The organism is Mesorhizobium album (genome assembly GCF_033977205.1).
Lineage (GTDB): Bacteria > Pseudomonadota > Alphaproteobacteria > Rhizobiales > Rhizobiaceae > Mesorhizobium > Mesorhizobium album.
On the sequence record NZ_JAVIIW010000026.1, the window covers coordinates 1 to 26,018 of the forward strand.

Below are 26,018 nucleotides of genomic sequence, written 5' to 3' on the forward strand. Positions count from 1 at the left end.
TTCGGCAACAGCGTTCGCCGCACTAGCTTCGGTCCCTATCCCAGAGCGGTTGCGGGCTTCACCCGCTCCCGTCTCGGGAAAGGCCAGCTCAAGCTGGATTTTCCGCCGCATGGCCAATGCGAGAACTCCGTCCTACTCGTCCTTCCAACCGTTCGGGCCTTCGCCGCCGAGCTAGCCCGGCGGCTACTATGCCCTCTGCTGACTTCTGCGCCGCGATCGGCGCGCCTCACGGCGGGCCCAGTCCGGATTTCCGGACACTGCGCAGATCTCCCGAGGTAAGAGCGACCGCCTTCCCCGCATCCCCGCCGGATTTACCACCCCAGCCCTTGATGACCATGGACTTCGCGGTCATGTGCCCGCTCGTCCGGCCGGGTAGGCCTCATCTCCGGTTCTTGTCCATCGGGTCGCGGCTTTGCTCCACGCTTCCTTCAGACCTCGCCTCGCGACGACGCCCTTGCGCTTCGCTATCCCTTCGCCGCCATCAGACTGGGAAGAGGACTTACACCTCCAAGCTGTCACTCATGCTCGGCACACACAAAAACGGCCCCTTCCGAGGCCGTCTTGCTTGGTGCGGTTGTTCCGCTGGGAGTAGTTTTCCCTCAGGTGAGCGGCGACAGCTGGATCTCGACGCGACGGTTCTGCGCACGGCCAGCGGCCGTCGCGTTCGATGCAACTGGGCGCGTCTTGCCGAAGCCGGTGACGGCGAAGCGGCGGGAATCGACACCCTGGCCCGACAGGTAATTGGCGACGGCCAGCGCACGACGCTGCGACAGGTCGAAATTGTGCTCGTCGCCGCCGGTCGAGTCGGTGTGACCGAAGACGTCGACGGTGGTCTGGCGGAACTTGTTCAGCACCAGCGCCACCGAGTTCAGCACCGGGTAGAAGCCCGGCTTCACCGCATCCTGATCGACGTTGAAAGTGATGTCGGACGGCATGTTGAGGATGATCTGGTCGCCGCTGCGGGTGACGCTTACGCCGGTGCCTTGCAGCTGGCGTCGCAGCTCCGCCTCGTTCTGGTCCATCGTCGCGCCAATCGCGCCGCCGGCAAGCGCGCCGATACCCGCGCCGATCAGCGCGTTGCGGCGGTCATTGCCGCCGGCCAGCAGACCGAGGCTGGCGCCAGCCAGGGCGCCGAGGCCGGCGCCGGCCGCGGTGTTGGAGATCTTCTGGTCGCCGGTATACGGATCGGTGGTAGTGCAGGCGCTAACGAGCACAGCCGTCGCCACGACGACGAGCACGGTCTTCTTCATAAGATGGTCCCTCTCCAAATCGCGGCCATTGCGGCCGCGCCAAATCAGCCCTTCCGCACGCGTTGTACCATGAATTGCGGCAAAAAGCGGAACGGCAAAAATGCTACCAGAGGTTCTTGCCGTCGATCACCACCACTTCGACCTTATCCAGATCGAAATCGTCGAACAGACGAGAGTTGACGCTGATTTTCGGGTTGTCGAAGTCCGGCTGACCGGTCGACCAATCAGGCGTTTCGGTGAAGGTGCCGCAGCCGCAGATGGCGCAGAAGCCATGTTTGATGGTTTTCGAGCCCCAGCGGTAGAAGGAGACGTTTTCAGGCGGACTGGTGAGCTTGAATTGCGATGGAGCGTAATAAGCCCAAAGCGACCCCCGCTTGGAGCAAAATGAGCATGTGCATTGCGTGATTGTCTGAGGCGCTTCCGAAACCTCGAATGTCGTCGCCTTGCAGTGGCAGCTTCCCTTGATAGCCATGAACGTCGCCTCTTCGTTGTCTGCCGCCCCGTCTCGCGCAATTCCCGACGGAAGACCGCTGCGCACTTTTACTGGAATTGCTTCAGCGGCAAGGCAACATAAAGAAGTGGTCCTGACAACCGTCTGTCAGCGGCTTGCGAGCGCGATGCTGTCGGGGGTCGATGGCTCACGCGCTTTTGAGCACCGTCGATCCACTGGCCCCTAGTAGGACGGCGGCGGCACGAACAGGCAGATGGTCTTGCCGGCATCGAGCCCGGCCTGGTGTGCGCACCAGTGATATTCGCCATCGGGCGAATTCTTGACGCGTTTGTCGCTGTAGGCGACCACCTCGCCCGTGCCCTTGATCACGTAGCCTTCCGGCCGTTCGCCGATCGATGTCTGCGGCACCTCCTTGCAATCGTAGTTGGCGCAGCAGGCAAAGGGATAGCTCCAGCCTTGTGGAAGCGCCGCCGTGGGTTTGGCGTCATGCGCGCCAGCGGTCGCGGTCAGCATGGCCACCCCGACGGCAGCGGACAGGGGAAACAACAATCGCCCGGCCGACCGAACGGCTTGGGCCGATCTTGACTTGGCAACAGACATCGAAGGTTCCTTTCGAGCATCAAGCGTTAGCTTGCCCGTTCCCGGAACGTGTCTTCCCAGTGGCCGGATCGTCAGTCGCAGATATGCCGCGTCCGGCCATAAATGCTTCTATCCCCGCAGCCCGAATGCTGGGCTGATTCCTTGGCCTGCGCAAGAAGTGGGAGCGCCCCGTTGGATCGCACCGGGCTTCAGCATCGGCCGCAGAGAAGGTGCGCCGACTTGGTTACGAGAGGTAAAGCGACAACCCGGCGACCAGGGTGCCTAACAACGAACTTCCGGCAAAACGGGTTCCAACCCCTCAGCCGGTGACATGTTCACGATATTGCGGCAGGTCGTCTGTAATTGTGAACCATTTCGCCTTGGAACCGACGAAGATGTGTGCGCTCGGGCGAATGGCTGGATCGTCCGTCAATGTCCCCATGGCGACATGGACATACGCGCCCTCACGCACCAAAGAATAGAGCAGCGAGCCACATTGCCCGCAATGCGCGTCGTGGCCGCCGGCATCGCCATAGATCAGCAGCTTGTCGTCGCCTGCGGTGAGGCGGAACTTGTCGCGCTCGATGCCGGCAAAAGGCTTGAAGGCCGACCCTGTGGTGCGGCGGCAGTTCGAGCAATGGCAATTCGCAGCATAGGCGAAAGCGTCGGCCACCTCGTAGCGGACCTGGCCGCAGAAGCACTTTCCTGTCAATGTGCGGGTCACAGGCTCCTCCATCGCTGTGGCGCACAGCGCGTTCGGATCCAGATCAGGCCGCCATTTGCAGGCCGGCCTCACCTGAATATGCACATACCCTAGTCGAGGTCCGCCACCGCCTCACCGGCGCCGCCCTCGATACGATGCGACAGCGAGGCCTCCATGAATTCGTCGAGGTCGCCGTCGAGCACGCTCGACGGGCTGGTATTTTCGACACCGGTGCGCAGATCCTTCACCAACTGATAGGGCTGCAGCACGTAGGAGCGGATCTGGTGACCCCAGCCGATGTCACTCTTCGATGCCTCGGTGGCGTTCGCCACGGCCTCGCGCTTCTTCAGCTCTTCCTCGTAGAGCCTGGAGCGCAGCATCTCCCAGGCCTTGGCCCGGTTCTTGTGCTGCGAGCGCTCGGCCTGGCAGGCAACCGCGATGCCGGTCGCGAGATGGGTGATGCGGACCGCCGAGTCGGTCGTGTTGACGTGCTGGCCGCCGGAGCCCGAGGACCGGTAGGTGTCGATGCGCACGTCCGATTCGGAGACATTGATCTCGATCGTGTCGTCGATGACCGGATAGACCCAGACGCTGGCGAAGGAGGTGTGGCGGCGCGCATTGCTGTCATAGGGCGAGATGCGCACCAGGCGGTGGACGCCGGATTCCGTCTTCAGCCAGCCATAGGCGTTGTGGCCCTTGATCAGCACCGTGGCCGACTTGATGCCGGCCTCTTCGCCTTCATGGACTTCCAGCACCTCGACCTTGAAGCGCCGCCGCTCGGCCCAGCGCGTATACATGCGCAACAGCATCGAGGCCCAATCCTGGCTCTCCGTGCCGCCGGCGCCGGCGTGGATTTCGAGATAGGTGTCGTTGGCGTCCGCCTCGCCCGAGAGCAGCGTCTCCACCTGGCGGGCCTTCGCTTCGCCCTGCATGGAGCGCAGCGCAGCTTCGGCTTCGGCGACGACGCCTTCGTCGCCCTCCTCCTCGCCAAGCTCGATCAGACCGATATTGTCCTCGAGCGCCTGGGTCAGCCCTTTGACCGCCCCGATGCCTTCCTCGAGGCTTTGGCGTTCCCGCATCAGCTTCTGCGCTTCCACGGGGTCGTTCCAGAGGCTGGAATCCTCCGCGCGCGAGTTCAGGTATTCAAGCCGCTTGATGGCCTGATCCCAGTCAAAGATGCCTCCTCAGCAGGGTTATCGCCTGCCTGATCTCGTCGACAATGTTCTGCGTTTCCGCGCGCATGGGCCTTCGTTCTGTCCTGTTCTTCTCGTTCTTTTCGGAATCGGCGCGATACATAGGCACGCCACCGCCGCCTGTAAAGCGAAATGGGCGGCGCTAACCTGCCGCCACGTTCGAAGACCTGGCATTCTCAGTAGAGACCGCCGCCGCCGTCCTGGATGGCTTGGTTGGCCTGCGGCGACAGCGCGCCGCCGGCGCCGTTGGAGCCGTCCGCGCCCATGCCGATGACCCAATAGCTGTCGGCCGGGCCGGTGCCGGGCTTGAATGCTTCGACGATGGTGTTGGGATCGCCTTCGGCGGCACGCATGCCGGTCTTGCGGTTGATGGCGATCAGCTTCATGCCTTCCGGAACCTGGAAGTCGACATTGGGCGTGCCGTCCAATGCCACGCGCATGAAATCCTTGAAGATCGGCGCGGCCAGACCGCCACCGGTGGCGCCCTTGCCAAGGCCGCGCGGCGTGTCGTAGCCCATATAGAGACCGACGACGAGGTTCGGCGTGAAGCCGATGAACCAGGCATCCTTCTCGTCATTGGTCGTGCCGGTCTTGCCGGCGATGTGGCGGCCGAGCTCGGCGATGGTGGCGCCGGTGCCGCGCTGCACCACGCCCTCCATCATCGAGGTGATCTGGTAGGCGGTCATCGGGTCGAGCACCTGCTCGGAATTGTCGACCAGTTCAGGCTCGGGCTGGTTCTTCCATTCGGTGGCGTTGCAGCCCTCGCAGCCGCGCTCGTCCTGCTTGAACACGGTCTTGCCGTAGCGGTCCTGGATGCGGTCGATCAGCGACGGTTTGATCGACTTGCCGCCATTGGCCATGATCGAATAGGCCGATACCATGCGCATGACCGTCGTTTCGCCGGAGCCCAGCGCCATCGGCAGGTAGGGCGCCAGATGGTCGTAGACGCCGAAGCGTTCGGCATACTCGACGACCAGCTTCATACCCATGTCGTTGGCGAGCCGCACCGTCATCAGGTTGCGCGATTTCTCGATGCCCGAGCGCAAGGTGGCGGGGCCGGCGACCGTGCCGTCATAGTTCTTCGGCGTCCAGGTCGTGTTGCCGCTCTGGATGGTGATCGGGCCGTCCATGATCACCGATGCCGGAGTGTAGCCGTTGTCGAGCGCCGCCGAGTAGACGATCGGCTTGAACGAGGAGCCTGGCTGGCGCATCGCCTGCGTGGCGCGGTTGAATTCGGACTGCGCGTAGGAGAAGCCGCCGACCATGGCCAGCACACGGCCCGTGTGCGGGTCCATGGCGACGAGACCGCCTTGGACCTCCGGCGCCTGGCGGAGCGTGTAGGCATTGTCGGAGCCATCGTTCTTCTGAACGAAGATGACGTCGCCGGGCTCCAGCACCTCCGACGGAGATTTAGCCCTGACGGACTTGCCGTTGACGAAATGGCGCATGGCAAAGCCCATGTCGTCCTTGCTGACGGTGCCCTCGACGCGCTCCTTGACGAGGTCGCCCGAAACCTGGCGCTTGGGTTGAAGTCCGATCGTCAGGCCGTCGGCCGAACTGTCGAGCACGACGGCGAGCGTCCACTCCGGCACGTCCTCCAGGCCCTTGACGTTGCCGAGCGGCACGCCCCAGTCGCCGGAAACATCGATATGGGCCACCGGTCCGCGATAGCCGCGCAGCATGTCGTATTTCAACAAACCGTTCTGCATTGCCTTACGGGCAATGAGCTGGATTTTCGGATCGAGCGTCGTGCGGACCGACAATCCACCCTCATAGAGCGCGTTCTCGCCATAGCGGGCGATGATCTGGCGGCGGACTTCCTCGGTGAAATACTCGCCCGCGAACAGGTAGGAGCCGTTGCGGCGCGGCGTCACGCCGAGCGGCTCGGCCTTGGCCTTCTCGCCCTCGTCATGGCTGACGTAACCGTTCGCAACCATCTGGTCGATGACCCAGTTGCGGCGCTCGAGCGCGCGGTCGGCATGCTTGAAGGGATGATAGTTGTTGGGTCCCTTGGGCAGCGAAGCGAGGTAGGCGGCTTCCGCCACGGTAAGCTCGTTGACCGACTTGTCGAAATAGGTGAGCGCGGCACCGGCGACGCCATAGGCGCCGAAGCCGAAGAAAATCTCGTTGAGATAGAGTTCGAGGATACGGTCCTTCGAATAGGCCTGCTCGATACGGAAGGCCAGGATCATCTCCTTGACCTTGCGCTCGTAGGTCTGGTCGGCGGTGAGCAGGAAGTTCTTCGCCACCTGCTGCGTGATCGTCGAGGCGCCGACCTGGCGCCTGCCGGAGCCGAAATTCTGCAGGTTGACGATGATGGCGCGGCCAAGGCCGGTGATGTCGATGCCCGGGTGGTTGTAGAAGTTCTTGTCCTCGGCCGACATGAAGGCGGCCTTGACGCGGTCCGGTATCGCCTGGATCGGCAGATAGAGGCGACGCTCGCGCGCATACTCGGCCATCAGCGAGCCGTCCGAGGCATGGATGCGCGTCGTCACCGGCGGCTCGTATTTGGCCAGAACTTCGTAGTCGGGCAGATCCTTCGTCAGATGGCTGATGTAGATGGCCAGGCCGGCAGCGACCAGCAACGCCAGCGTCGTGCCGATGCCGAAGAAATAGCCGATGAGACGAATCATGCCCGCTCCAGTCCGAGGTTCGGGATTTTCCTAGACGAAGCCGACAGTCGCGCAAGCTTCCCGGGGCGGTTCCCAATCCGCAATGAAAAACCCATGTCGCCACCATGTGGACAAAATACGGCAGCGCGAAATTTCAGGACTCGGTTAGGGAATAATAACGCTACGTGTTGTTGCCGTGCAACGCCGCTTGTGGTTGTGGTACGGCTTATAGGTTGCGGGGGGCTGCAAGCCCCTCAGCCGCCAGTCGCGGTTCCAGCCTTCGCCGCGGCAAACAGGGCAACGGCGTTGGTTATGCTTTGCGCCGCCTTGCCGCGCCAGTCGGCGCTGAGCAGCTGCGCCTCGTCCTTACTGTTGGAGAGATAACCAAGCTCGACCAGCACCGAGGGAACGTCGGGCGCCTTCAACACCTTGAAGCCTGCCGAACGCTGCGGATTGTTGATCAGGCCGACGCTGGTCGACAATTGGCCGACCAGAGTATGGGCAAAGCTCATCGAGAAGCCGTGAGTCTCGCGACGGATCAGATCGATCAGGATGTCGGTGACTTCCTTGTTGTCGTCTTCGATCTTCATGCCGGCGAACTGGTCGGACAGGTTTTCGCGGTCCGCGAGCGCCTGGGCCTCGGGGTCTGAGGCCTTGTCCGACAACGTATAGACCGTGGCGCCCCGGAGGCCCTTGAGGGCAATCGTGTCGGCATGGATGGAAATCAAAAGGTCGGCTTCGTGCTGGCGGGCGATGCGCACGCGCTCGTCGAGCGGCAGGTACACGTCGCTGTCCCGCGTCATGTACACATCATATTTGCCGACCGCGGTCAGCTTGTCGCGCAATTCGGCGGCGAAGGCGAGCGTGACGTTCTTCTCGACCGTGCCGCCGGCGCTTTCCGCGCCGCCGTCGACGCCGCCATGGCCCGGATCAATGACCACGGTGAAGCGGTGACCGGGCGCGGAGACCGGCCCGGTGCCGACCCGGCCGCCCTTGTCGGTGGAAACCGTCGAACCGGTCGTCAGCGACTGGTTGGCAAGGGCTTCGTCGAATTCCCGTTCCGACGCGGCGGATATGTCGATTGCGATGCGATAGCCGCTGCCGTCGTCGTTCTTCAACACATCAAGCTTGTCGACGGCGAACGGGCCCTTGCCGGTGAGGATGAGCCGCGAGCCCTGACCCTGGTCGCCGTAGCGAACGGCGCGCACCAGCCCGCGCGGCTTCACGTCCTTGGCGTCGAGGGCGAATCGCGTGCGCGGCAGATCGACGACAATGCGGTTGGGGCCGCGCAGCAGGAACCATTTCACGTCCGGTTCGCGGTCGAAGGTCATGACGATGCGCATCTTGGTGGCGTCGCCGGCCATCCTGTAGCCGGTTGCGCCAATCGGTCCCTCGGCGCGCGAGGCGGCAGTCAGGCCAAGCAGCGCCGCTAACAGGAAAAGCGTCCCTGCCATGAGCCGGAGATAGCCGGCGGCGCCACGCCCCTTGTCTGCGGTGCCTGCCAGTCCCATCTCTGCTCCAGTCGCTCCCGATTTGGCGCCTTGCGCCAGGTCGTTTCGTAGAAGGGCCTGTCTGGCAGCCAACTCGATTAACGATTGGTATCCAGAGAAGGTTAACCAAGCCTTTTCATCCAATGGGTGGAGTGCACCTTCCCCCACGGAAGCGCTTTTGCCGGCATCCGAAATCAGGGTTGCCTTCCACCCCGCCAAATCATAAAAGCGACATTGGATCACTGCAATCCTGGAACCGCCCGCCTTGGCAGTTTCCCGCTAGGGCTAAGATGTGAAGGCACTTCCGGGTTTCAGGTGATCGCGACGATTTTCGCAGGCGTGCCCTCGTGGCGGGGAATCGCTTGCGTGAGAAAACGGCCGGGATGTCCCGCGCCGGCTCAATGTGAGCAAACAAGCTGGTCCGGCTTAGCCCGGGCTTTGGTTCAAAAAGGTTCTGCTGGGTGCCGATGGCTTCAAGCGCAATCATGGAAAGGTCCGCATCGAACCGCGCCATTGTGGCTGCGGGCGGCACCGCCATCGCGTTGAAGCAGCGGCCGGCGGACAATCATTTATCCGGCATCCTCACAAATCCAGGCACACAGCGGCGGGGTCTGCCTCGCCAGCTGCGGCTGATGGCTGCCGGGAGGAAACGAAATAATGCCCAACAAGATGCTGATAGACGCCTCCCACCCGGAGGAAACACGCGTTGTTGTCGTTCGCGGTAACCGCATCGAAGAATTCGACTTTGAATCCCAGGACAAGAAGCAGCTCAAAGGAAATATCTATCTCGCCCGCGTAACCCGGGTCGAACCTTCCCTGCAGGCAGCCTTTGTCGAATATGGCGGCAACCGTCACGGTTTTCTCGCCTTCAGTGAAATTCACCCCGACTACTACCAGATCCCGGTCGCCGACCGTCAGGCCCTGCTGCGCGCCGAAGCGCAGGAGGCCGAGGACGAAGACGACGAGGAGGCCGAGAGCGGCGAGGAACAGCAGGCGCGCGATCGCGGCAGCCGGCGCAGCCGCCGGCGCGGCGGCAGGAATCGCGACCGCGGCGAGCAGAAGCGCGGCACCGATGCTGCCGGCTCCGAGGAAAATAGCGAAAGCGCCGAGGAGATCGCAGCGTCGAACGATGCCGGCAATGAGCCCGGCGATGCAGCCGATGCCCCGACAGAAGCAGCCGAAGCTGTCTCCGAAACGGTCGAGGCCATGACCGAGGCCACCGGCGCACCGGAGAACAGGGTTCTTGAGGCCGGCAGCGACACTGTCGAGGGCGATGCTGCCGAACACGAGGATGACCGGCCCGCCGAAGGCGGCCCCACCTCGATCGCCGCCAGCATCGAAGCGGATGTGATTTCCGAGGCGGTGCCGCAGGCCGACCACGCGGAGCAGAATAGCGAAGCCGCCCCCAGCGACGATGATCGCGGCATGCTGGAAGAGGTGCAATCCGCGCATTCGGACGAGCACGAGATCGAATCGGTCGGCGCCGAGGATGCGCTGGAGGAAGTCCGCAACCGCCGGAAGCCGGTCCGCCGCCAGTACAAGATCCAGGAGGTCATCAAGCGCCGCCAGATCTTGCTGGTCCAGGTCGTCAAGGAAGAGCGCGGCAACAAGGGCGCGGCGCTGACCACCTACCTGTCGCTCGCCGGCCGCTATTCGGTGCTGATGCCGAACACCGCGCGTGGCGGCGGCATCTCGCGCAAGATCACCAACGCCCAGGACCGCAAGCGTCTGAAGGAGGTCGTGGCCGATCTCGAGGTGCCGCAGGGCATGGGCGTCATCCTGCGCACCGCCGGTGAAAGCCGCACCAAGGCCGAGATCAAGCGCGACTACGAATATCTGATGCGGCTTTGGGAAAACGTCCGCAATCTGACACTGCAGTCAACGGCCCCTGCCCTTGTCTATGAGGAAGGCAGCCTGATCAAGCGCTCGGTGCGCGACCTCTACAACAAGGACATCGACGAGATCCTGGTCTCCGGCGAAGACGGCTATCGCGAGGCCAAAGACTTCATGCGTATGCTTATGCCGAGCCACGCCAAGGTGGTTCAGCCCTATCGCGACACGACCCCGATCTTCGTGCGCAACGGCATCGAGGCGCAGCTCGACCGCATGCTGCAGCCGCAGGTGACGCTGAAGAGCGGCGGCTACATCATCATCAACCAGACCGAGGCGCTGGTTTCGATCGACGTCAACTCCGGCCGCTCCACCAAGGAGCATTCGATCGAGGACACCGCGCTCCACACCAATCTGGAGGCCGCCGAGGAAGTCGCGCGGCAGCTCAGGCTGCGCGACCTTGCCGGCCTGATCGTCATCGACTTCATCGACATGGAGGAGAACCGCAACAACCGCGCCGTCGAGAAGCGCCTGAAAGATCACCTCAAGAACGATCGGGCCCGCATCCAGGTCGGCCGCATCTCGCATTTCGGCCTGATGGAGATGTCGCGCCAGCGCATCCGCGCCAGCGTGCTGGAATCGACGATGAAGCCCTGCCCGCATTGTGGCGGCACCGGCCATGTGCGCTCCGACTCCTCGGTGGCGCTGATGGTGGTGCGGGCGATCGAGGAATTCCTGCTCAAGGACTCGCGCAGCCACATCACCGTGCGCACGCCGGCGGCGACCGCGCTTTATGTGCTCAACCACAAGCGCGCCAACCTGGTCGAGCTCGAGGCGCGTTTCGGTCTGACCATCACGCTCGAGGCCGACGAGACGCTCGGCGCGCAGCACTATGCGATCTTCCGCGGCGCGGTGGCGGAGAAGCCGGAAGGCTTTGTCGAGGTGCGCAGCCTGCCGACCTATGTCGAGCCGGAAGAGCCTGAGGACGAGATCGCCGTCGAGGAGGAAGAAGAGGTCTCGGTGCAGGCCGAACAGCCGCGCCATCCGCAGCAGGGACAGCAGTATCAGCAGAGGTCCGAAGACGGCGAAGGCGGCCGCAAGCGCCGCAAGCGCCGGCGGCGGCGCGGCGGCAAGGATCGCGACCGCGAGCATCAGGCGCAGGGCGATGTCGTTCCGGCGCCCGCCGCAGCAGACGTCGCCGCGGCGGCAGGCGAAGCAACGGCCGAGGCAAGGGCTGATGCTCCGGTCGATGCGGAAGCGACCATGGAAGCATCCGAAGAAGGTCAGGGCAAGAAGCGGCGTCGCGGCAAGCGCGGCGGCAAGCGCAACCGCCGAGAGGAAGGCGAAAGCGCTGCCGATGCCACCGTCGGCGAGCTGACCGATGACATCGAAATTGGTGAAGCGGAAGTCGAGGCCCCCGAAGGCGCGCCGCCGGTAGCAGCAGCCGAGGAGCAGGCCGCGCCCTCGCCCATCAATGACAACGCTGCGGAGACGGAGAAGCCGAAGAAGCAGCGCCGCGGATCGCGAGCGAAGAAGGCGGTCGAGGCAGCCGTCTCCGAGACTGCGCCCGAGCCGGCCGCGGAGCCTTCCGCTGCGCCTACGGTCGCTGAACCGGAACCGGCAGCCGAGGCTTCCGCAACCGCCGAAGCCGAGGCGCCCGTCAATGCCCACCCGACGCGGCGCAAGCCGCAGTCGATCGACGCGCCGGTCGTTCCCGTCGTTTCGTCCAATGTCAGCGACGAAGCCAAGGCCGAAGAAAAGCCGAAGCGCGCCGGCTGGTGGCAGCGGAAGGGCTTTTTCTAGACCTTTCAACCTGTTAGGGTGATCTGTTGACAATAAATCCCGCGCCACCCGGCGCGGGATTTTTTTTCAGGCGCTTCCGGCTGTGGGTATTCGAACCCTGCGGTTCAAGGCGCGAAGATCGACCAATTCATCATCCTGGCGAGCTTTTCCAGGGCGATGGAGCCGAGCTTGGAATTGCCGTTCTCGTTGAGGCCTGGCGACCAGACCGCAAGCGAGGCGACGCCCGGCACGATGCCAAGAATGCCGCCGCCGACACCGCTTTTTCCCGGAATGCCGACATGGAAGGCGAAGTCGCCGGAGCCGTCATAGTGGCCGCAGGTCAGCATCAGCGCGCCTATGCGGCGCGCCCGCTCGGTCGACACCACCGAATGCCCGGTCGCCGGATTCCTGCCGCCATTGGCGAGGAAACGGCCGGCCATGGCGAGCTGCCGGCAGCTCATGGCGATGGCGCAATGATGGAAGTAGACGCCCAGCGCCAGCTCTGGCTCGTGGTGGAGATTGCCGAAGGATTTCATGTAGTTGGCCAAAGCGAAGTTGCGGTAGCCGGTGGCCCGCTCGGACGCCGCGACCTCGCGGTCGATGATGATCGTATCGTCGTCGGCAAGGAACTGGACGAAGCGCAGGATCTCGCCGATCGCCTCGCGCGGCTGATGGCCGGCAAGCAGGATGTCGGAGACGACGATGGCGCCGGCGTTGATGAACGGGTTGCGCGGAATGCCGTTCTCATGCTCGAGCTGGACGATCGAGTTGAACGGGTTGCCGGACGGCTCGCGGCCGACACGCTGCCATAGCGCGTCGCCGACCTTGCCGAGCGCCAGCGTCAAGGTGAACACCTTGGAGACGCTCTGGATGGAAAATGGTTGATCGGCGTCACCGGCAAGAATGACACGGCCATCATTGGTCGCGGCGGCAATGCCGAATTTCTTCGGATCGACCTTGCCGAGCTGCGGGATATAGGTGGCGACATCGCCGCGATCGGTACGCCCCGCCATTTCGGCGGCCACTTCGGCCAGCGCCTGTTCGAGTTCCGGCATGGCGTCTATTTCAGCCAGCGTTCGATGCGGGCCAGCGCCTCGACCATATCGTCATGGCTGCCGGCGTAGGAAAAGCGCATGGTGCGATGGCCCTGGAGCGGGTCGAAGTCGCGGCCGGGCGTGGCCGCCACGTGCGCTTCGGCCAGCATCTTGCGCGCGAAGGCCATGCTGTCGTTGGTGTGCCGGGTTACGTCGCAGAAGGCGTAGAAGGCGCCGTCCATGGGTGCGGCGAGCGCGAAGCCAAGCTCCGGCAGGCGCTTCATCAGGAGGTCGCGGTTCCAGGCATAGCGCGCCTTCACCTTCTCCAGCTCCTCGGTTGCCTTGAAGGCCTCGATCGCCGCGATCTGCGACAGTTCCGGCGGCGAGATGTAGAGGCTCTGGGCGATGCGCTCGACCGGCCGCACCAGTTCCTCCGGCAGCACCATCCAGCCGATGCGCCAGCCGGTCATGCAGTAGTATTTGGAGAAGGAGTTGATAACCGTCACGCCGGCACTATAGGACAAGGCGCTGACATCCGGCGCCGCATAGGCCAGCCCGTGGTAGATTTCATCGGAAATCACCGCGATACCAAGCTCCTCCGCCGTCTTTACCAGCGCGGAAAGCTCCTCGGCCGGAATGACCGCGCCGGTCGGGTTGGCGGGGCTGGCGAACAGCACGCCCTTCAGCGGCCTTTCGCGATGCGCGGCCTTCAGGTGATCGGCGTGCAGATAGGCATCGGAACCGAGCTCGATCTCGACGATCTCGATGCCGAGAGCGGCCATGATGTTGCGGTATGCTGGATAGCCGGGCGCGGCGATGGCGACGCGGTCGCCAGGGTCGAACATCGCCAGGAATGCAAGGTTAAAGGCGGCGGATGAGCCGGTGGTGACGGCGACGCGGGCAGGCGCGACATCGATCCCGTAATGCTCGCCATAGTGGTCGGCGATCGCCTTGCGAAGCTCAGCCAGGCCGAGAGCATCGGTGTAGCCGATGCGACCGTGCTTGAGCGCGACGGCGGCGGCTTCCCTGACGCCGGCCGGCGCCGGGTCAGACGGCTGGCCGACCGCCATCGACACAACGGAAACGCCGGCCGCCTTCAGCCGGTTGGCCTCGGCCAGAATATCCATGGCATGGAACGGCTCGACCTCGCCGCGGCGTGAAAGCGAAACGACCATTTGACCTCTCGTCCAGCCTGCCTTTTTGTTGGAGCAATTCGGGGCGGGAAACCGCTCGGAATTGCCGCGGTTCGGCGGCAGCGCCGCACAAATGCCTGATTGATGTGGGGATCACAAGCGCGCAGGAAGTTATCGGCGCCGACTTTTCATCCTTCGCCCGCTCGTCTACCAGTGGACCAGTCATGTTGAGCCGACCCGACCAATGATTGCCAGATCGACAATAGGGCGAACCGCGCGCGGATTCGCGACACTTCTGCTTGCTGCCGCAGTCGCGGTATCGACTTCGGTGAACGCCTTCGCGCAGGGCGTGCCGGTGGTGCGCGATGCCGAAATCGAGGCGCTGGTGCGCGACTATGCCCGGCCGATCTTCAAGGCGGCCGGCCTAGCCAATGACGGCATCGACATCGTTCTCGTTAACGATCAGAGCTTCAACGCCTTCGTCACCGGCCGGCGCCTGTTCATCAATACCGGCGCGCTGGTGACGGCCGAAACGCCGAACGAGATCATCGGCGTCATCGCGCACGAGGCCGGCCATATTGCCGGCGGCCACCAGCAGAAGCTGCGCGACCAGCTCGACCGCGCCAAGACCATGGCCATCATCGCCACGCTGCTCGGCGCCGGCGCGATCGTTGCGGGTGCCACGACCAACAGCCGCGGCCTTGCCGGCGCCGGCATGGGCGTCGCCGCCGGCGGCGGCGAGATGGCACAGCGCAGTATCCTTGCCTATCAGCGCGGCGAGGAGATCACCGCCGACCGCTCGGCGATCACCTATCTCAACGCCACCGGCCAGTCCGGCATGGGCATGCTGAAGACCTTCGGCCGCTTCCAGAGCGCGCTGTCGCTGTCGGGCACCCAGCTCGACCCCTACCGGATCAGCCATCCGATGCCGCAGGAGCGCATCGCCAACCTCGAAGTGCTGGTCAAGGCGAGCCCGTACGTCAACCAGGTCGACCCGCCGGCGCTGCAGCAGCGGCACGACATGATGCGCATCAAGATCGCCGCCTATATGCAGGGTCAGGCGGCGGTGTCGCGGCTGATGCGCAAGAACCCGACCAGCCTCGCCTCGCGCTACGGCGACGCGCAGCAGACCTATCTCTACGGCAACCCGGCCGCCGCGCTCGCCAAGACGGCGGCGCTGATCAAGGAACAGCCGAAGAACCCTTATTTCCAGGAACTGCGCGGCGACATCCTGATGAAGGTCAACAAACCCAAGGATGCCGCGGATGCCTATGCCAAGGCCGTCAGTCTCGACCCGGCGCGGTCCGGCCTGCTGCTGGTCTCGCTCGGCCAGGCGCTTATGGCGGTTGGTACGCCCGATTCGCTGAAGAGGGCGGTGACCCAGCTCAACAACGGGATCGGGCGCGACAAGGAAAACGCCGAAGCCTATCGCTATCTGGCGCAGGCCTATGGCGAACTAGGTGAAATCCCGGCCGCCGACCTCGCGACGGCGGAAGGCCATTTCTATTCGGCCGACTACAAGGACGCGAAAATTTTCGCCATGCGCGCTCAACAGAAGTTAAAGCGCGGCGAGCCCGGCTGGCTTCGCGCGCAGGATATCATAAACTACACGCCATCTAACAAACTCAAATGAACCTCCCGGCCGTGCGCGGCGACTAGGTTGGACCGGGACAGGCAGAAGGAATTGATCATGAACAAGGCAATCCTGCTCGGCAGCGCCGGCGTGGCGGTAGCGCTCGGTATGCTGGCATTCGGCTTCGTGGCAGGAAGCCCGCAGGCCGCGAAGGCCGACACGACGCAATCCATCCAGGCGGCCTCTGCCGACAGCAAGGTCGACCGCAAGGAGGTCGAGGGCATCATCCGCGACTATCTCCTGAAGAATCCCGAGGTTCTGCTCGAGGTTCAGGACGCGTTGGAGGCCAAGCAGAAGGAAGAGCAGAGGCTCGCGGCGCTCGGCGTCATCAAGAACGCGAAGGACGAGATCTTCAACTCCACGTTCGACGGTGTCGTCGGCAACCCGAAGGGCAAGGTCACCATCGTCGAGTTCTACGACTACAATTGCGGCTTCTGCAAACGCGCCATCGAAGACATGAAGGCGCTGACCAAGGCCGATCCGGACCTGCGCTTCGTGCTCAAGGAATTCCCGATCCTCAGCCCGGATTCGCAAAAGGCCAGCGTCGTTTCGATGGCCTTCCATCTGATGATGCCGGAGAAATACGGTGCCTTCCACACCGCGCTGCTCGGCGGCCAGGTCCGCGCCACCGAAGCGACGGCCATGAAGGTCGCGCTTTCGCTCGGCGCCGACGAGGCAAAGCTGCGAGAGAAGATGAAGGATCCGAGCATCAACGAAGCGCTCTCGCGGACCTACGACCTCGCCACGAAGCTGTCGATCACCGGCACGCCGTCCTATGTGGTCGGCAACGAAGTCGTCTTCGGCGCGCTTGGACAGCAGGTTCTGGCGGAAAAGATCGAGCAGGCCAAGAGCGCGCTCTGAGCGGTCGCGGGCTGCGCCAACAGGCGGTTTTCCGCCTGTTGTGGACAGCGAAAGAACGCATTTGCGCTCTTTTCGCGGGCGGCTATGCCCATTATAGAGGTCCGGCGCGCCGGCTTGGGGCCGGCGTTGAACAAGGTCGGCATTTTGAAAACGATATTCGTCCTCAACGGTCCCAACCTCAATGCACTCGGCAAGCGCGAGCCGGGGATCTATGGCGGCAAGACGCTTGCCGCGATCGCCGAGGATTGCAAGGCCGCCGGCGCGGCGCTCGGGCTCGATATCGATTTTCGCCAGTCCAATCATGAGGGCGACCTGGTCGACTGGATCCATGAAGCCGGCGACAAGGCCGCAGGCATCGTCATTAATCCTGGCGCCTACAGCCATACTTCGATTGCCATCCACGACGCCATCCGCGCCGTCGCGCCGCTGCCCGTCGCTGAAGTCCATCTTTCCAACATCCATGCGCGGGAACCCTTCCGCCACGTCTCCATGGTCGCGCCGGTTGCTGTCGGCATGATCTGCGGGTTCGGGCCGCTGGGCTACACGCTCGCGCTGCAAGCGCTGGCGGCACGCCTGTGACCGGCTCCCAAACAGAAGGCTCGAATATGTCGATAAAGAAGAACGGTGTTGACCAGCAGCTGATCCGCGATCTGGCGGGCATACTGAACGACACCAACCTGACCGAGATCGAGGTCGAGCTCGGCGACCTGAAGGTGCGCGTTTCGCGCCAGGCGCAGGCCGTCCATGCGGTGGCCGCTCCGCTTCCGGTCCCTGCCCCGATGGCGGCCGCCCCGGCCCAGCCGGCAGCGGCGGCGATGCCCGCGGCCGCGGCAGATCCCTCCAAGAACGCCGTGCCTTCGCCGATGGTCGGCACAGCCTATCTGGCGCCCTCGCCTGACGCCAAGCCGTTCGTGGAGATCGGCCAGAAGGTCAAGGAAGGTCAGACGCTGCTCATCATCGAAGCGATGAAGACGATGAACCAGATTCCCTCGCCGCGCACCGGAACGGTGACGGCGATCCTGATCGAGGACGCCCAGCCGGTCGAATACGGCATGCCGCTCGTGGTCATCGAGTAGAGCCGGGAACAGCGGAGAGATGTTCCAGAAGATCCTCATCGCCAATCGCGGCGAAATCGCCCTTCGGGTGCTGCGCGCCTGCAAGGAGCTCGGCATCCAGACCGTGGTGGTCCATTCGACGGCCGACTCCGACGCCATGCATGTGCGGCTTGCCGACGAGAGCGTCTGCATCGGCCCACCGCCGTCGCGCGAAAGCTATCTCAACATCCACCAGATCGTCGCCGCCTGCGAGATCACCGGCGCCGACGCGGTGCATCCGGGCTACGGCTTCCTGTCGGAGAACGCCAAGTTCGCCGACATCCTGGCCGCCCACAACATCACCTTCATCGGCCCGTCGGGCGACCATATCCGAATCATGGGCGACAAGATCGAGGCCAAGCGCACGGCAAAGCGCCTCGGCATCCCGGTCGTGCCGGGTTCCGACGGCGCGGTCAGCGACGAGAAGGAAGCAAAACGCATCGCCGCGGAGATCGGCTATCCGGTGATCATCAAGGCGTCAGCCGGCGGCGGCGGCCGCGGCATGAAGGTGGCGCGCGCGGAAGCCGACCTCGAAGTGGCGCTGCATACGGCAAAGTCGGAAGCGGGCGCCGCCTTCGGCGACGACGCCGTCTATATCGAGAAATTTCTGGAAAAACCGCGCCATATCGAAGTGCAGGTGTTCGGCGACGGCGCCGGCCATGGCGTGCATTTCGGCGAGCGCGACTGCTCGCTGCAGCGCCGCCACCAGAAGGTGTGGGAGGAAGCGAACTCTCCCGCCCTCAACACCGAGGAGCGCTCGCGCATCGGCGGCATCTGCGCCAGGGCTATCGCCGATCTCGGCTATTCCGGCGCCGGCACCATCGAATTCCTCTACGAGAACGGCGAGTTCTATTTCATCGAGATGAACACCCGCCTGCAGGTCGAGCATCCGGTGACGGAAGCAATCACCGGCATCGATTTGGTGCATGAGCAGATCCGCGTCGCCTCGGGCGCCGGGCTGTCGGTCAGGCAGGAAGACATCAAGTTCACCGGCCACGCCATCGAGTGCCGCATCAACGCCGAGGACCCGCGCACCTTCACGCCGTCGCCAGGCACGATCACGCATTTCCACACGCCCGGCGGTCTCGGCATTCGCGTCGACTCCGGCGTCTATTCCGGCTACAGGATCCCGCCCTATTACGACAGCCTGATCGGCAAGCTGATCGTGCACGGGCGCAACCGGGTCGAATGCATGATGCGGCTGAGGCGCGCGCTCGACGAATTCGTCGTCGACGGCATCAAGACGACGCTGCCGCTGTTCCGCGACCTGGTCGGCAATGCCGATATCGCCAATGGCGACTATGACATCCACTGGCTCGAGAAATATTTGGCCAAGGAGGATTCAAGCGCGGCGCGCTGAAGCGGATTCCGGCGACGCGCTTTGTGCACTTTTGGGCGACATTCATGAGGGTCTTGCAGTTATAATGCTGGAATGACTCGTCCCTACGCGCCCGGCTATCGCATCCCGACCGACCTTCTGCTGAAGGCTTATGCCTCTGGTGTGTTCCCGATGGCCGAGAGCGCGAATGACCCGGAAGTGTTCTGGGTACGGCCGGAAACGCGCGGCATCATCCCGCTCGACGGTTTCCACACCCCGCGCAGCCTGAAAAAGACGATCCGCAAGCACCCCTTCGATATCCGCTACGATTTCGACTTCGAGGCGACCATCGACGGCTGCGCTGAGAAGCGCGACGAGCGCCGCTCGACCTGGATCAACGCGCCGATCCGCGAAGCCTATGTCGAGCTCAACCGGCTGGGCCACTGCCATTCGGTCGAAGCGTGGCGCGAAGGCCGGTTGGTCGGCGGGCTCTATGGCGTATCGCTCGGGCGCGTGTTCTTCGGCGAAAGCATGTTCGCCAGGGAAACCGACGCCTCGAAGACCTGCCTCTATTATCTCGTCGAGCGGCTGAACGAGCGCCGCTTCGCGCTCCTCGACACACAGTTCACCACCGAGCACCTCAAGCGCTTCGGTGCCATCGACGTGCCGCGCAGCCGCTACGAGAAGATGCTGGCCGAGGCCCTGAAGGGCGAGGCGACGTTTTATCCCTGACGTCAGGGGGGTCAGTCGTCGCTCGATGTCTCGATCGGCGTCTGAGCATGGAACATCATCTTCCAGCCGTCGGCGCGATGGACATAGCCAGTGCTGACGAGAGCTGCATAAGGCTGGCCGTTTTCCCGCGTGGCGCGGGCCTCGTAGGTCAGCATGACGATATCGCTGCCGGGTTCCACCATGCCTTTCAGCTTGATGACGAGGTCGCGCCAGCGATTGGGCTTGCTCGCGGTCTTGGCCAGTTCGGCGTTGGTCATCGCCTGCGCCATCCCTGGGAAGGCTACCAGACATTCTGTGTCGGCATTGGCCGCGAAATAATCGGAATCGCCCGTCCAGAACCCTTTCTCGAGATCGAGCAGTTCTTGCTTGTTGACGGTGATTGGCCACGTCGTGCTCATCGCGGAATCCTCCTGAGCCTGTCGCCCGATTGGAACGGGCAACAGGCGGGCAGGTTCCGAAACGATCAGTTGGTATCCGTGGTGTTGGTCTCGCCCGTGTTGGTGTCGCCAGTGTTCGGGGCCGCGCCGGTGGAGTCGGGCGCAGTTTCGGCCGGTTGCTCCTGCGCCGGCGCCTTCGGCTTGGCGGCATTCGTCTTCGGCTTGGCCGTATCGGCCTTTGTGGCGGTCGGCGGCGGCACGTCCGACTTCTGCTTGCAGCCTTTCAGCCAAATGTCATAGACGGCGTGCTCGACGGCGTTGAGGCCGGGGCTTTCGGCGAACATCCAGCCGGTGAAGATGCGGCGGATCTTGCGGTCCAGCGTGATCTCGTCGACCTCGACGAAGGAATCGGTCTTCGGCTGCTCGGTCTCGGGCCGCGAATAGCAGACGCGCGGCGTCACCTGCAGAGCGCCGAACTGCACCGTCTCGTCGATATAGACGTCGAAGGTGATGATGCGGCCGGTGATCTTGTCGATGCCGGCAAACTCGGCGACCGGGTTGGTGATGCGCTCGGAGACTGGCGGCGCCGCCGGCGTCTGCGGGGCAGCGAGCACCGCCGTCGAAGCGGCCAGAACGGAAGCTGCCGCGAACAATCCCGTCGAGAGTCGACTCATGCAAGGATACCGGTGGTTGCGCCCGGGTGATTCTCTCAATCGCCCAAGGCTAGTCATGGCTGCGATATCAGCAAGCAGCTAAACGCCAATTGTGGCGACAAAGGACCGAAGAGCGCGTTTACGAACCGGGCGTCCAGGCGTCGTAGTCGCCGGTCACCTGCGGGCGGTGCTGGTTGGTCAGGATGGAACCCTGCGGGCGATAGGCGCCGGGCGTCCCGGTCAGGTTCGGCCGGTGCGGCTTCTGCCACTCTCGAGCCTTATAGCTTTCGCTCGAAGGCGGCGTGTCGACGCGGTGATGCATCCAGCCATGCCAGCCCGGCGGGATCTTCGAGGCCTCGGAATAGTCGCGATAGATGACCCAGCGGCGGGTGCGGCCTTCCGAATCGATGCCGCCTTCGTAATAGACGTTGCCGGCCTCGTCCTCGCCGACCTTCTTGCCGAAGCGCCAGGTGTGGAAGCGTGTGCCCAGCGTCTGGCTGTTCCACCAGGTGAAAAACTGCAGCAGGAAAGTCTTCATCCAGATCCTCGTGGCGGCAGCGGCCGCGCCGTTTCCTGCTTATGGCGTCAGGTCATCGCGAAGGCAAGGGCTTTGCCGCGCCCGGCGATGTAAATGCTTCGTGCGCTAAATCGATACACGCGCGGAGATGTCGCCACCTCGGCTTGCCAAGCGCCGCCTGTGTTCCTAAAGCTCGCACGCCCGCAAGGCGGGCGCCCGGCCCGCGCCGGTTGAGGGAGGTGAGGATTGGCCCCAGAACGGTCCACCGGCAATCGGATCGGCGCCGAAGACATTCGCCGGCGCAAGGGCGGCGTGCCGATCGTCTGCCTCACCGCCTATACTTATCCGATAGCACGCATGCTCGATCCACATGTCGACTTGCTTCTGGTCGGCGACAGCGTCGCCATGGTGCTGCATGGCCACGCCACGACGCTCGGTGCCTCGCTCGACATGATGATCACACATGGGCAAGCGGTGATGCGCGGCTCGACCAGGGCTTGTGTCGTCGTCGACATGCCGGCGGGCAGCTACGAGGCCTCGGCGGCGGAGGCCGTTGTCTCGGCCAGACGCATTGTCGGCGAAACCGGCTGCCAGGCGGTGAAGCTCGAGGGCGGCGTCGACATGGCCGCGCAGATCGCGGCAATCGTCGCCGAGGGCATCCCTGTGATGGGCCATATCGGTCTGCAGCCGCAGTCCGTGGAGAAGGACGGCGGCTACAAGATCAAGGGCCGGACCAGGGATAACATTGCCGCGCTTTTTCGCGACGCCGAAGCGGTCGAAAAAGCCGGCGCCTTCTCGGTCGTCATCGAAGGCACGGTGGAGGCGGTGGCCTCCGACCTCACGCGCCATGTCTCGATTCCGACCATCGGCATCGGCGCCAGCGGCGACTGCGACGGCCAGATCCTGGTCATCGACGACATGATCGGCATGACCGTCGATCGCGTTCCGAAATTCGTCAAGGAATACGCAAAGCTGCGCGATACCATTTCGGATGCGGCGTCGCGTTACGCCGCCGAGGTGCGCAGCCGCGCATTTCCGGGACCGGACCACGTCTTCTCGGCGGCATCGGGCAAGGACAAAGCATGAGCGGGCCAATCATTGTCGACAGCGTTGCGGCCCTTCGCGCACAGATCCGCGAATGGCGACAGACCGGCCTCAGGGTCGCCATGGTGCCGACCATGGGCGCCCTCCATGACGGCCACATCTCGCTGGTCAGGACCGCGCTCGAGCGCGCCGAGCGTTGCCTCGTCTCGATCTTCGTCAATCCGGCGCAGTTTGCGCCGACCGAGGACCTGGACAAATATCCGCGCCAACTGGCCCGCGATCTCGACAGGCTGCGGGAGGCAGGCGCACATCTCGCCTTCACGCCGACCGTCGCGGAAATGTATCCGGCCGGCTTTGCCACCAAAATCTCGGTCGGCGGCCCCTCCTCCGGTCTGGAAACAGATTTCAGGCCGGCCTTCTTCGACGGCGTCGCCACGGTGGTGACCAAGCTTTTCCTGCAGGCGGCGCCCGATTGCGCGGTGTTTGGCGAGAAGGACTACCAGCAGCTTTGCGTCGTCAGGCAACTCTGCCGCGATCTCAACCTCCCGGTCGAGATCATCGACGCGCCGACGGTGCGCGACTCGCACGGCCTCGCCATGTCGTCGCGCAACGCCTATCTCAGCGAGGCCGAGCTCGACGTGGCGCGCAAGCTGAATGCGGTTCTGCGCCAAACCGCGGCGGAACTCGCCTCGGGGGCCAATGAGACCAGTTCCACGAGCGCTGCCACGGATGCGCTCGTGAGGGCAGGCTTTCGAAAGGTCGATTACGTCGCCGCGCGCGAGGCGGTCACGCTCGCCCCGTGGCGGCGCGACCGCGACGGCCGGCTGCTCGCGGCGGTCTGGCTCGGCACGACCAGGCTGATCGACAACGTGGAGATTCCCCGCGCCTAATCGCGTTCTTTCGATCGATCACTCCTCCGACGGCATGTGCAGATACATCGACTGGATGCCGACGCGGCCCGGCCCGGTGAAACGGTTGACGACGAAGTTGACATTGGCGCCGAAGAAGCCGCTGGAGAGACGATCGATCCGGGTCTCCATCTTGACCGAGGCATCCTTGAACAGCCAGCCGCCGGGCTCGACATCGATGGTCTCGCCGGCGGCAAGCACCTTCTCGAAGACATTGCCGTAACCGTGCAGCCAGACGATGCCGTCGCCGGTTTCGCCGCGGAAGCGATCGATGAAGAAGCCGCTCTGGCCGAAGAGCATCGTCGCCAGTCCGCGCACGCGCTCGAAGGTATAGTCGACGCTGGCAGTGGCGGCGAGAAACTGGTGTTCGCGCACCTGGATCTCCTCGCCGCGGTGAAGGTGGATCGGCACGATATGGCCCGGGCCGTCGCGGCTGAAGGCAATGACGCCCGGGCCCGATGCCTCGGTGACGAAGACCTGCATGCCGGCCATCATGCGCTTCAGCGCGCCGCGCAGCGATTTCAGCCCGATGGTGACGGTCGAATGCTTCCAGAGCAGGATGTGGTGCTCGAAATAGACCGGCATCCTGCTCACGTCGACCGAAAGCACGGGCACCAGTTCTCCGGCGACGTGATAGGTCACGCCGCCGAAAGTCTCATCCGACACCTCGGTCGGCATCAGTTCCGGCAAGCTTTGCATGGAAGTCCCCCTCGGCGAGCGGCGCACCTGCCTTGTGGCGAGTGCTTGCGCCGCGGGGACAGCCTTGATCGCGCCGATCGGCGCAATCAAATCAAAACCGCGCGATGTTTGGCTACCCTCGGGGCTACCCCAGCCGCTTCTCAAGGATGAGCGCGGGTATTCCCGAACCGCCGCCGCAATCGGCGGTCCTGCCGGCAGGCCGGAAGCCGTTCGCCTCGTAGAAGGCGACCGCCGGAGCATTCGCCTCTTCCACCTCCAGGCGCAGCGTGCGCGCTTCCGGGAAGCTGGCCTCGATCTCGTCGAGCAGCGACTGGCCGACCCCCTGCCGCTGACAATCCGGATGCACGTAGAGCTGGTTCAGCAGAACGATCTTCGGGTCCGTGGTGGCGGAAGCGAAAGCCATGCCGCCGATGCGCTTGCCGTCGTCGGCCACCAGGAATTCCGAACTGGGGCGCGTCAGCCGCGATCTCAGCGAGGCGATCGAATGCCAGTCGTCGGAGATTTCGGTGACTCGGCCAGCGCCGTAGATGGCATCGTAGGTTGCGTGCCAGGTCTCGACGAGCAACGCACGGACGGCGGCGAGATCGCGTTCGCTCGCCGTCCGCACGAACATGCTAGCCCTCGATGCCGAGCTTGGCCTTGACCAGCTCGTTGACCGCCTGCGGGTTTGCCTTGCCGCCGGTCGCCTTCATCACCTGGCCAACGAACCAGCCGGCCATGGTCGGCTTGGCGCGCGCCTGCTCGGCCTTGTCCGGGTTTGCGGCGATAACCTCGTCGACCGCCTTCTCGATGGCGCCGGTGTCGGTGACCTGCTTCATGCCGCGGCTCTCGACGAGCTGGCGCGGATCGCCGCCCTCGTTCCAGACGATCTCGAACAGATCCTTGGCGATCTTGCCGGAGATCGTGCCTTCCTTGATCAGGTCGATGACGGCACCGAGCTGATCGGGAGAAACTGGAGCATTTTCAATATCTTTGCCCGCCTTGTTGAGCGCTCCCAACAGGTCGTTGATGACCCAGTTGGCGGCAAGCTTGCCGTCGCGTCCGGCCGCCACCTTCTCGAAATAGTCGGCGATCGGCTTTTCCGACACCAGCACCGAGGCGTCATAGGTCGACAGGCCCAGCGAGCCGATCAGCCGCGCCTTCTTGTCGTCGGGCAGTTCCGGCAGATGCTGCGCCAAATCATCGACATAGGCCTGGTCGAATTCCAGCGGCAGAAGGTCCGGATCCGGGAAGTAGCGGTAGTCATGCGCCTCCTCCTTGGAGCGCATCGAGCGCGTCTCGCCCTTGATCGGGTCGAACAGGCGCGTCTCCTGCTCGATCGCGCCGCCGTCTTCCAGGATGGCGATCTGCCGGCGTGCCTCGGACTCGATGGCCTGGCCGATGAAGCGGATCGAGTTGACGTTCTTGATCTCGCAGCGCGTGCCGAAGGCGCCGCCCGGACGGCGCACCGAGACGTTGACGTCGGCGCGCAGGGAGCCCTCGTCCATGTTGCCGTCGCAGGTGCCGAGATAGCGCATGATGGTGCGCAGCTTGCTGACATAGGCCTTGGCCTCGTCGGCAGAGCGCATGTCAGGCTTGGAGACTATCTCCATCAGCGCCACGCCGGAGCGGTTGAGGTCGACATGGGACATGGTCGGATGCTGGTCGTGCATCGACTTGCCGGCATCCTGTTCCAGATGCAGGCGCTCGATGCCGACCTCGATGTCCTCGAACTCGCCCTGCCGGTCCGGACCGACCGAGACAATCACCTTGCCCTCGCCGACGATCGGCTGCTTGTACTGCGAGATCTGGTAGCCCTGCGGCAGATCCGGATAGAAGTAGTTCTTCCGGTCGAAGACCGACTTGTGGTTGATCGTGGCCTTCAGCCCGAGCCCGGTGCGGATCGCCTGCTTGACGCATTCCTCGTTGATCACCGGCAGCATGCCGGGCATCGCCGCATCGACCAGGCTGACATTGGCGTTGGGCGACGCGCCGAAAGAGGTCGAGGCACCGGAGAAGAGCTTTGCCTCGGACGTCACTTGCGCATGCACTTCGAGCCCGATGATGATTTCCCAGTCGCCGGTGGCGCCGGAGATCAGGCGTTTCGGGTCGGGCGTGCGGGTATCGATGATGCTCATGGCAATCC

The 26,018-nt window shown here is 64.0% G+C and carries 24 protein-coding genes; 9 read left to right on the plus strand and 15 right to left on the minus strand.

Going from position 1 to position 26,018, the window contains the following annotated elements; genetic code table 11:
• Positions 1-599: 599 nt before the first annotated feature.
• The 7 genes from RFN28_RS21085 to RFN28_RS21115 form a co-directional block, all read right to left on the minus strand.
• A complete protein-coding gene (locus RFN28_RS21085) occupies positions 600-1,250 on the minus strand; it encodes a YiaD family glycine zipper/OmpA-like lipoprotein (RefSeq protein ID WP_059184805.1) in 651 nt (216 codons plus the stop codon).
• A gap of 103 nt (positions 1,251-1,353) precedes the next feature.
• Complete coding sequence (locus tag RFN28_RS21090) at positions 1,354-1,722, minus strand: GFA family protein (RefSeq protein WP_320289245.1); 369 nt, start codon at positions 1,720-1,722, stop codon at positions 1,354-1,356.
• A gap of 201 nt (positions 1,723-1,923) precedes the next feature.
• Positions 1,924-2,301, minus strand: a complete 378-nt coding sequence (locus RFN28_RS21095) for a hypothetical protein (protein ID WP_320289152.1) — start codon at positions 2,299-2,301, stop codon at positions 1,924-1,926.
• 298 nt (positions 2,302-2,599) lie between these two features.
• Positions 2,600-3,004, minus strand: a complete 405-nt coding sequence (locus tag RFN28_RS21100) for a GFA family protein (RefSeq protein ID WP_320289153.1) — start codon at positions 3,002-3,004, stop codon at positions 2,600-2,602.
• Between the two features lie 89 nt (positions 3,005-3,093).
• A protein-coding gene (prfB, locus tag RFN28_RS21105) for a peptide chain release factor 2 (RefSeq protein ID WP_320289154.1) occupies positions 3,094-4,225 on the minus strand; the annotation gives its coding sequence in 2 pieces (ribosomal slippage) (positions 3,094-4,158 and positions 4,160-4,225; 1,131 coding nt in all).
• 127 nt (positions 4,226-4,352) lie between these two features.
• Positions 4,353-6,809: a penicillin-binding protein 1A gene (locus tag RFN28_RS21110; protein WP_320289155.1), complete on the minus strand. Its 2,457-nt coding sequence runs from the start codon at positions 6,807-6,809 to the stop codon at positions 4,353-4,355.
• A gap of 233 nt (positions 6,810-7,042) precedes the next feature.
• A complete protein-coding gene (locus tag RFN28_RS21115; protein WP_320289156.1) occupies positions 7,043-8,299 on the minus strand; it encodes an N-acetylmuramoyl-L-alanine amidase in 1,257 nt (418 codons plus the stop codon).
• A 636-nt stretch (positions 8,300-8,935) separates the two neighbouring features.
• On the opposite strand from RFN28_RS21115, the gene RFN28_RS21120 reads away from it, so the two are divergent.
• The gene (locus RFN28_RS21120) at positions 8,936-11,911 is read left to right on the plus strand and encodes an Rne/Rng family ribonuclease (protein ID WP_320289157.1); all 2,976 of its coding nucleotides are present in this window, start codon (positions 8,936-8,938) and stop codon (positions 11,909-11,911) included.
• A gap of 104 nt (positions 11,912-12,015) precedes the next feature.
• Here the strand turns inward: RFN28_RS21120 and RFN28_RS21125 are convergent, their stop codons facing one another.
• Both RFN28_RS21125 and RFN28_RS21130 read right to left on the minus strand, forming a co-directional pair.
• A complete protein-coding gene (locus tag RFN28_RS21125) occupies positions 12,016-12,945 on the minus strand; it encodes a glutaminase (protein WP_320289158.1) in 930 nt (309 codons plus the stop codon).
• Positions 12,946-12,950: 5 nt separating this feature from the next.
• Complete coding sequence (locus RFN28_RS21130; protein WP_320289159.1) at positions 12,951-14,099, minus strand: pyridoxal phosphate-dependent aminotransferase; 1,149 nt, start codon at positions 14,097-14,099, stop codon at positions 12,951-12,953.
• 202 nt (positions 14,100-14,301) lie between these two features.
• Here RFN28_RS21130 and RFN28_RS21135 point away from each other — a divergent pair, with 202 nt between their 5' ends.
• The 6 genes from RFN28_RS21135 to aat all read left to right on the plus strand — a co-directional run bounded on the left by RFN28_RS21135 (position 14,302) and on the right by aat (position 19,695).
• Positions 14,302-15,690, plus strand: coding sequence for a M48 family metalloprotease (locus RFN28_RS21135; protein ID WP_320289160.1), 1,389 nt, complete (start codon positions 14,302-14,304; stop codon positions 15,688-15,690).
• 57 nt (positions 15,691-15,747) lie between these two features.
• Complete coding sequence (locus tag RFN28_RS21140) at positions 15,748-16,551, plus strand: DsbA family protein (RefSeq protein ID WP_320289161.1); 804 nt, start codon at positions 15,748-15,750, stop codon at positions 16,549-16,551.
• A gap of 144 nt (positions 16,552-16,695) precedes the next feature.
• Positions 16,696-17,130 (plus strand): type II 3-dehydroquinate dehydratase, encoded by a 435-nt coding sequence (gene aroQ / locus RFN28_RS21145; protein WP_320289162.1) that lies wholly within the window; start codon positions 16,696-16,698, stop codon positions 17,128-17,130.
• A gap of 26 nt (positions 17,131-17,156) precedes the next feature.
• The gene (gene accB / locus RFN28_RS21150) at positions 17,157-17,627 is read left to right on the plus strand and encodes an acetyl-CoA carboxylase biotin carboxyl carrier protein (RefSeq protein ID WP_320289163.1); all 471 of its coding nucleotides are present in this window, start codon (positions 17,157-17,159) and stop codon (positions 17,625-17,627) included.
• A gap of 19 nt (positions 17,628-17,646) precedes the next feature.
• The gene (gene accC, locus RFN28_RS21155; RefSeq protein WP_320289164.1) at positions 17,647-19,005 is read left to right on the plus strand and encodes an acetyl-CoA carboxylase biotin carboxylase subunit; all 1,359 of its coding nucleotides are present in this window, start codon (positions 17,647-17,649) and stop codon (positions 19,003-19,005) included.
• 72 nt (positions 19,006-19,077) lie between these two features.
• Entirely contained in the window at positions 19,078-19,695 is a 618-nt protein-coding gene (aat, locus tag RFN28_RS21160) for a leucyl/phenylalanyl-tRNA--protein transferase (RefSeq protein WP_320289165.1), read from the plus strand.
• A gap of 11 nt (positions 19,696-19,706) precedes the next feature.
• Here the strand turns inward: aat and RFN28_RS21165 are convergent, their stop codons facing one another.
• The 3 genes from RFN28_RS21165 to RFN28_RS21175 all read right to left on the minus strand — a co-directional run bounded on the left by RFN28_RS21165 (position 19,707) and on the right by RFN28_RS21175 (position 21,263).
• A complete protein-coding gene (locus RFN28_RS21165; RefSeq protein ID WP_320289166.1) occupies positions 19,707-20,093 on the minus strand; it encodes a hypothetical protein in 387 nt (128 codons plus the stop codon).
• A 65-nt stretch (positions 20,094-20,158) separates the two neighbouring features.
• On the minus strand, positions 20,159-20,746 hold the full coding sequence (locus RFN28_RS21170) for a DUF2155 domain-containing protein (RefSeq protein WP_320289167.1): 588 nt from the start codon (positions 20,744-20,746) through the stop codon (positions 20,159-20,161).
• Positions 20,747-20,864: 118 nt separating this feature from the next.
• On the minus strand, positions 20,865-21,263 hold the full coding sequence (locus tag RFN28_RS21175) for an NADH:ubiquinone oxidoreductase subunit NDUFA12 (protein ID WP_126094167.1): 399 nt from the start codon (positions 21,261-21,263) through the stop codon (positions 20,865-20,867).
• A gap of 225 nt (positions 21,264-21,488) precedes the next feature.
• Between RFN28_RS21175 and panB the strand changes: the two genes are divergently transcribed.
• Complete coding sequence (gene panB, locus RFN28_RS21180) at positions 21,489-22,328, plus strand: 3-methyl-2-oxobutanoate hydroxymethyltransferase (RefSeq protein ID WP_320289168.1); 840 nt, start codon at positions 21,489-21,491, stop codon at positions 22,326-22,328.
• Positions 22,325-23,176, plus strand: a complete 852-nt coding sequence (gene panC / locus RFN28_RS21185; RefSeq protein ID WP_320289169.1) for a pantoate--beta-alanine ligase — start codon at positions 22,325-22,327, stop codon at positions 23,174-23,176. Before panB ends, panC begins: the two co-directional genes overlap by 4 nt.
• Before the next feature lie 18 nt (positions 23,177-23,194).
• On the opposite strand, the gene RFN28_RS21190 is transcribed toward panC, so the two are convergent.
• The 3 genes from RFN28_RS21190 to gatB all read right to left on the minus strand — a co-directional run bounded on the left by RFN28_RS21190 (position 23,195) and on the right by gatB (position 26,010).
• A complete protein-coding gene (locus RFN28_RS21190) occupies positions 23,195-23,893 on the minus strand; it encodes an AIM24 family protein (RefSeq protein ID WP_320289170.1) in 699 nt (232 codons plus the stop codon).
• Positions 23,894-24,017: 124 nt separating this feature from the next.
• Positions 24,018-24,506, minus strand: a complete 489-nt coding sequence (locus RFN28_RS21195; protein ID WP_320289171.1) for a GNAT family N-acetyltransferase — start codon at positions 24,504-24,506, stop codon at positions 24,018-24,020.
• A gap of 1 nt (position 24,507) precedes the next feature.
• Positions 24,508-26,010 (minus strand): Asp-tRNA(Asn)/Glu-tRNA(Gln) amidotransferase subunit GatB, encoded by a 1,503-nt coding sequence (gene gatB, locus RFN28_RS21200; protein WP_320289172.1) that lies wholly within the window; start codon positions 26,008-26,010, stop codon positions 24,508-24,510.
• Positions 26,011-26,018 lie beyond the last annotated feature (8 nt).

Coding starts and splice junctions, on each gene's coding strand:
- RFN28_RS21085 (WP_059184805.1), bottom strand. CDS start 1,250: ATGAAGAAGACCGTGCTCGTCGTCGTGGCGACGGCTGTGCTCGTTAGC.
- RFN28_RS21090 (WP_320289245.1), bottom strand. CDS start 1,722: ATGGCTATCAAGGGAAGCTGCCACTGCAAGGCGACGACATTCGAGGTT.
- RFN28_RS21095 (WP_320289152.1), bottom strand. CDS start 2,301: ATGTCTGTTGCCAAGTCAAGATCGGCCCAAGCCGTTCGGTCGGCCGGG.
- RFN28_RS21110 (WP_320289155.1), bottom strand. CDS start 6,809: ATGATTCGTCTCATCGGCTATTTCTTCGGCATCGGCACGACGCTGGCG.
- RFN28_RS21115 (WP_320289156.1), bottom strand. CDS start 8,299: ATGGGACTGGCAGGCACCGCAGACAAGGGGCGTGGCGCCGCCGGCTAT.
- RFN28_RS21120 (WP_320289157.1), top strand. CDS start 8,936: ATGCCCAACAAGATGCTGATAGACGCCTCCCACCCGGAGGAAACACGC.
- RFN28_RS21125 (WP_320289158.1), bottom strand. CDS start 12,945: ATGCCGGAACTCGAACAGGCGCTGGCCGAAGTGGCCGCCGAAATGGCG.
- RFN28_RS21130 (WP_320289159.1), bottom strand. CDS start 14,099: ATGGTCGTTTCGCTTTCACGCCGCGGCGAGGTCGAGCCGTTCCATGCC.
- RFN28_RS21135 (WP_320289160.1), top strand. CDS start 14,302: ATGATTGCCAGATCGACAATAGGGCGAACCGCGCGCGGATTCGCGACA.
- RFN28_RS21140 (WP_320289161.1), top strand. CDS start 15,748: ATGAACAAGGCAATCCTGCTCGGCAGCGCCGGCGTGGCGGTAGCGCTC.
- accB (WP_320289163.1), top strand. CDS start 17,157: ATGTCGATAAAGAAGAACGGTGTTGACCAGCAGCTGATCCGCGATCTG.
- accC (WP_320289164.1), top strand. CDS start 17,647: ATGTTCCAGAAGATCCTCATCGCCAATCGCGGCGAAATCGCCCTTCGG.
- aat (WP_320289165.1), top strand. CDS start 19,078: ATGACTCGTCCCTACGCGCCCGGCTATCGCATCCCGACCGACCTTCTG.
- RFN28_RS21165 (WP_320289166.1), bottom strand. CDS start 20,093: ATGAGCACGACGTGGCCAATCACCGTCAACAAGCAAGAACTGCTCGAT.
- RFN28_RS21170 (WP_320289167.1), bottom strand. CDS start 20,746: ATGAGTCGACTCTCGACGGGATTGTTCGCGGCAGCTTCCGTTCTGGCC.
- RFN28_RS21175 (WP_126094167.1), bottom strand. CDS start 21,263: ATGAAGACTTTCCTGCTGCAGTTTTTCACCTGGTGGAACAGCCAGACG.
- panC (WP_320289169.1), top strand. CDS start 22,325: ATGAGCGGGCCAATCATTGTCGACAGCGTTGCGGCCCTTCGCGCACAG.
- RFN28_RS21190 (WP_320289170.1), bottom strand. CDS start 23,893: ATGCAAAGCTTGCCGGAACTGATGCCGACCGAGGTGTCGGATGAGACT.
- RFN28_RS21195 (WP_320289171.1), bottom strand. CDS start 24,506: ATGTTCGTGCGGACGGCGAGCGAACGCGATCTCGCCGCCGTCCGTGCG.
- gatB (WP_320289172.1), bottom strand. CDS start 26,010: ATGAGCATCATCGATACCCGCACGCCCGACCCGAAACGCCTGATCTCC.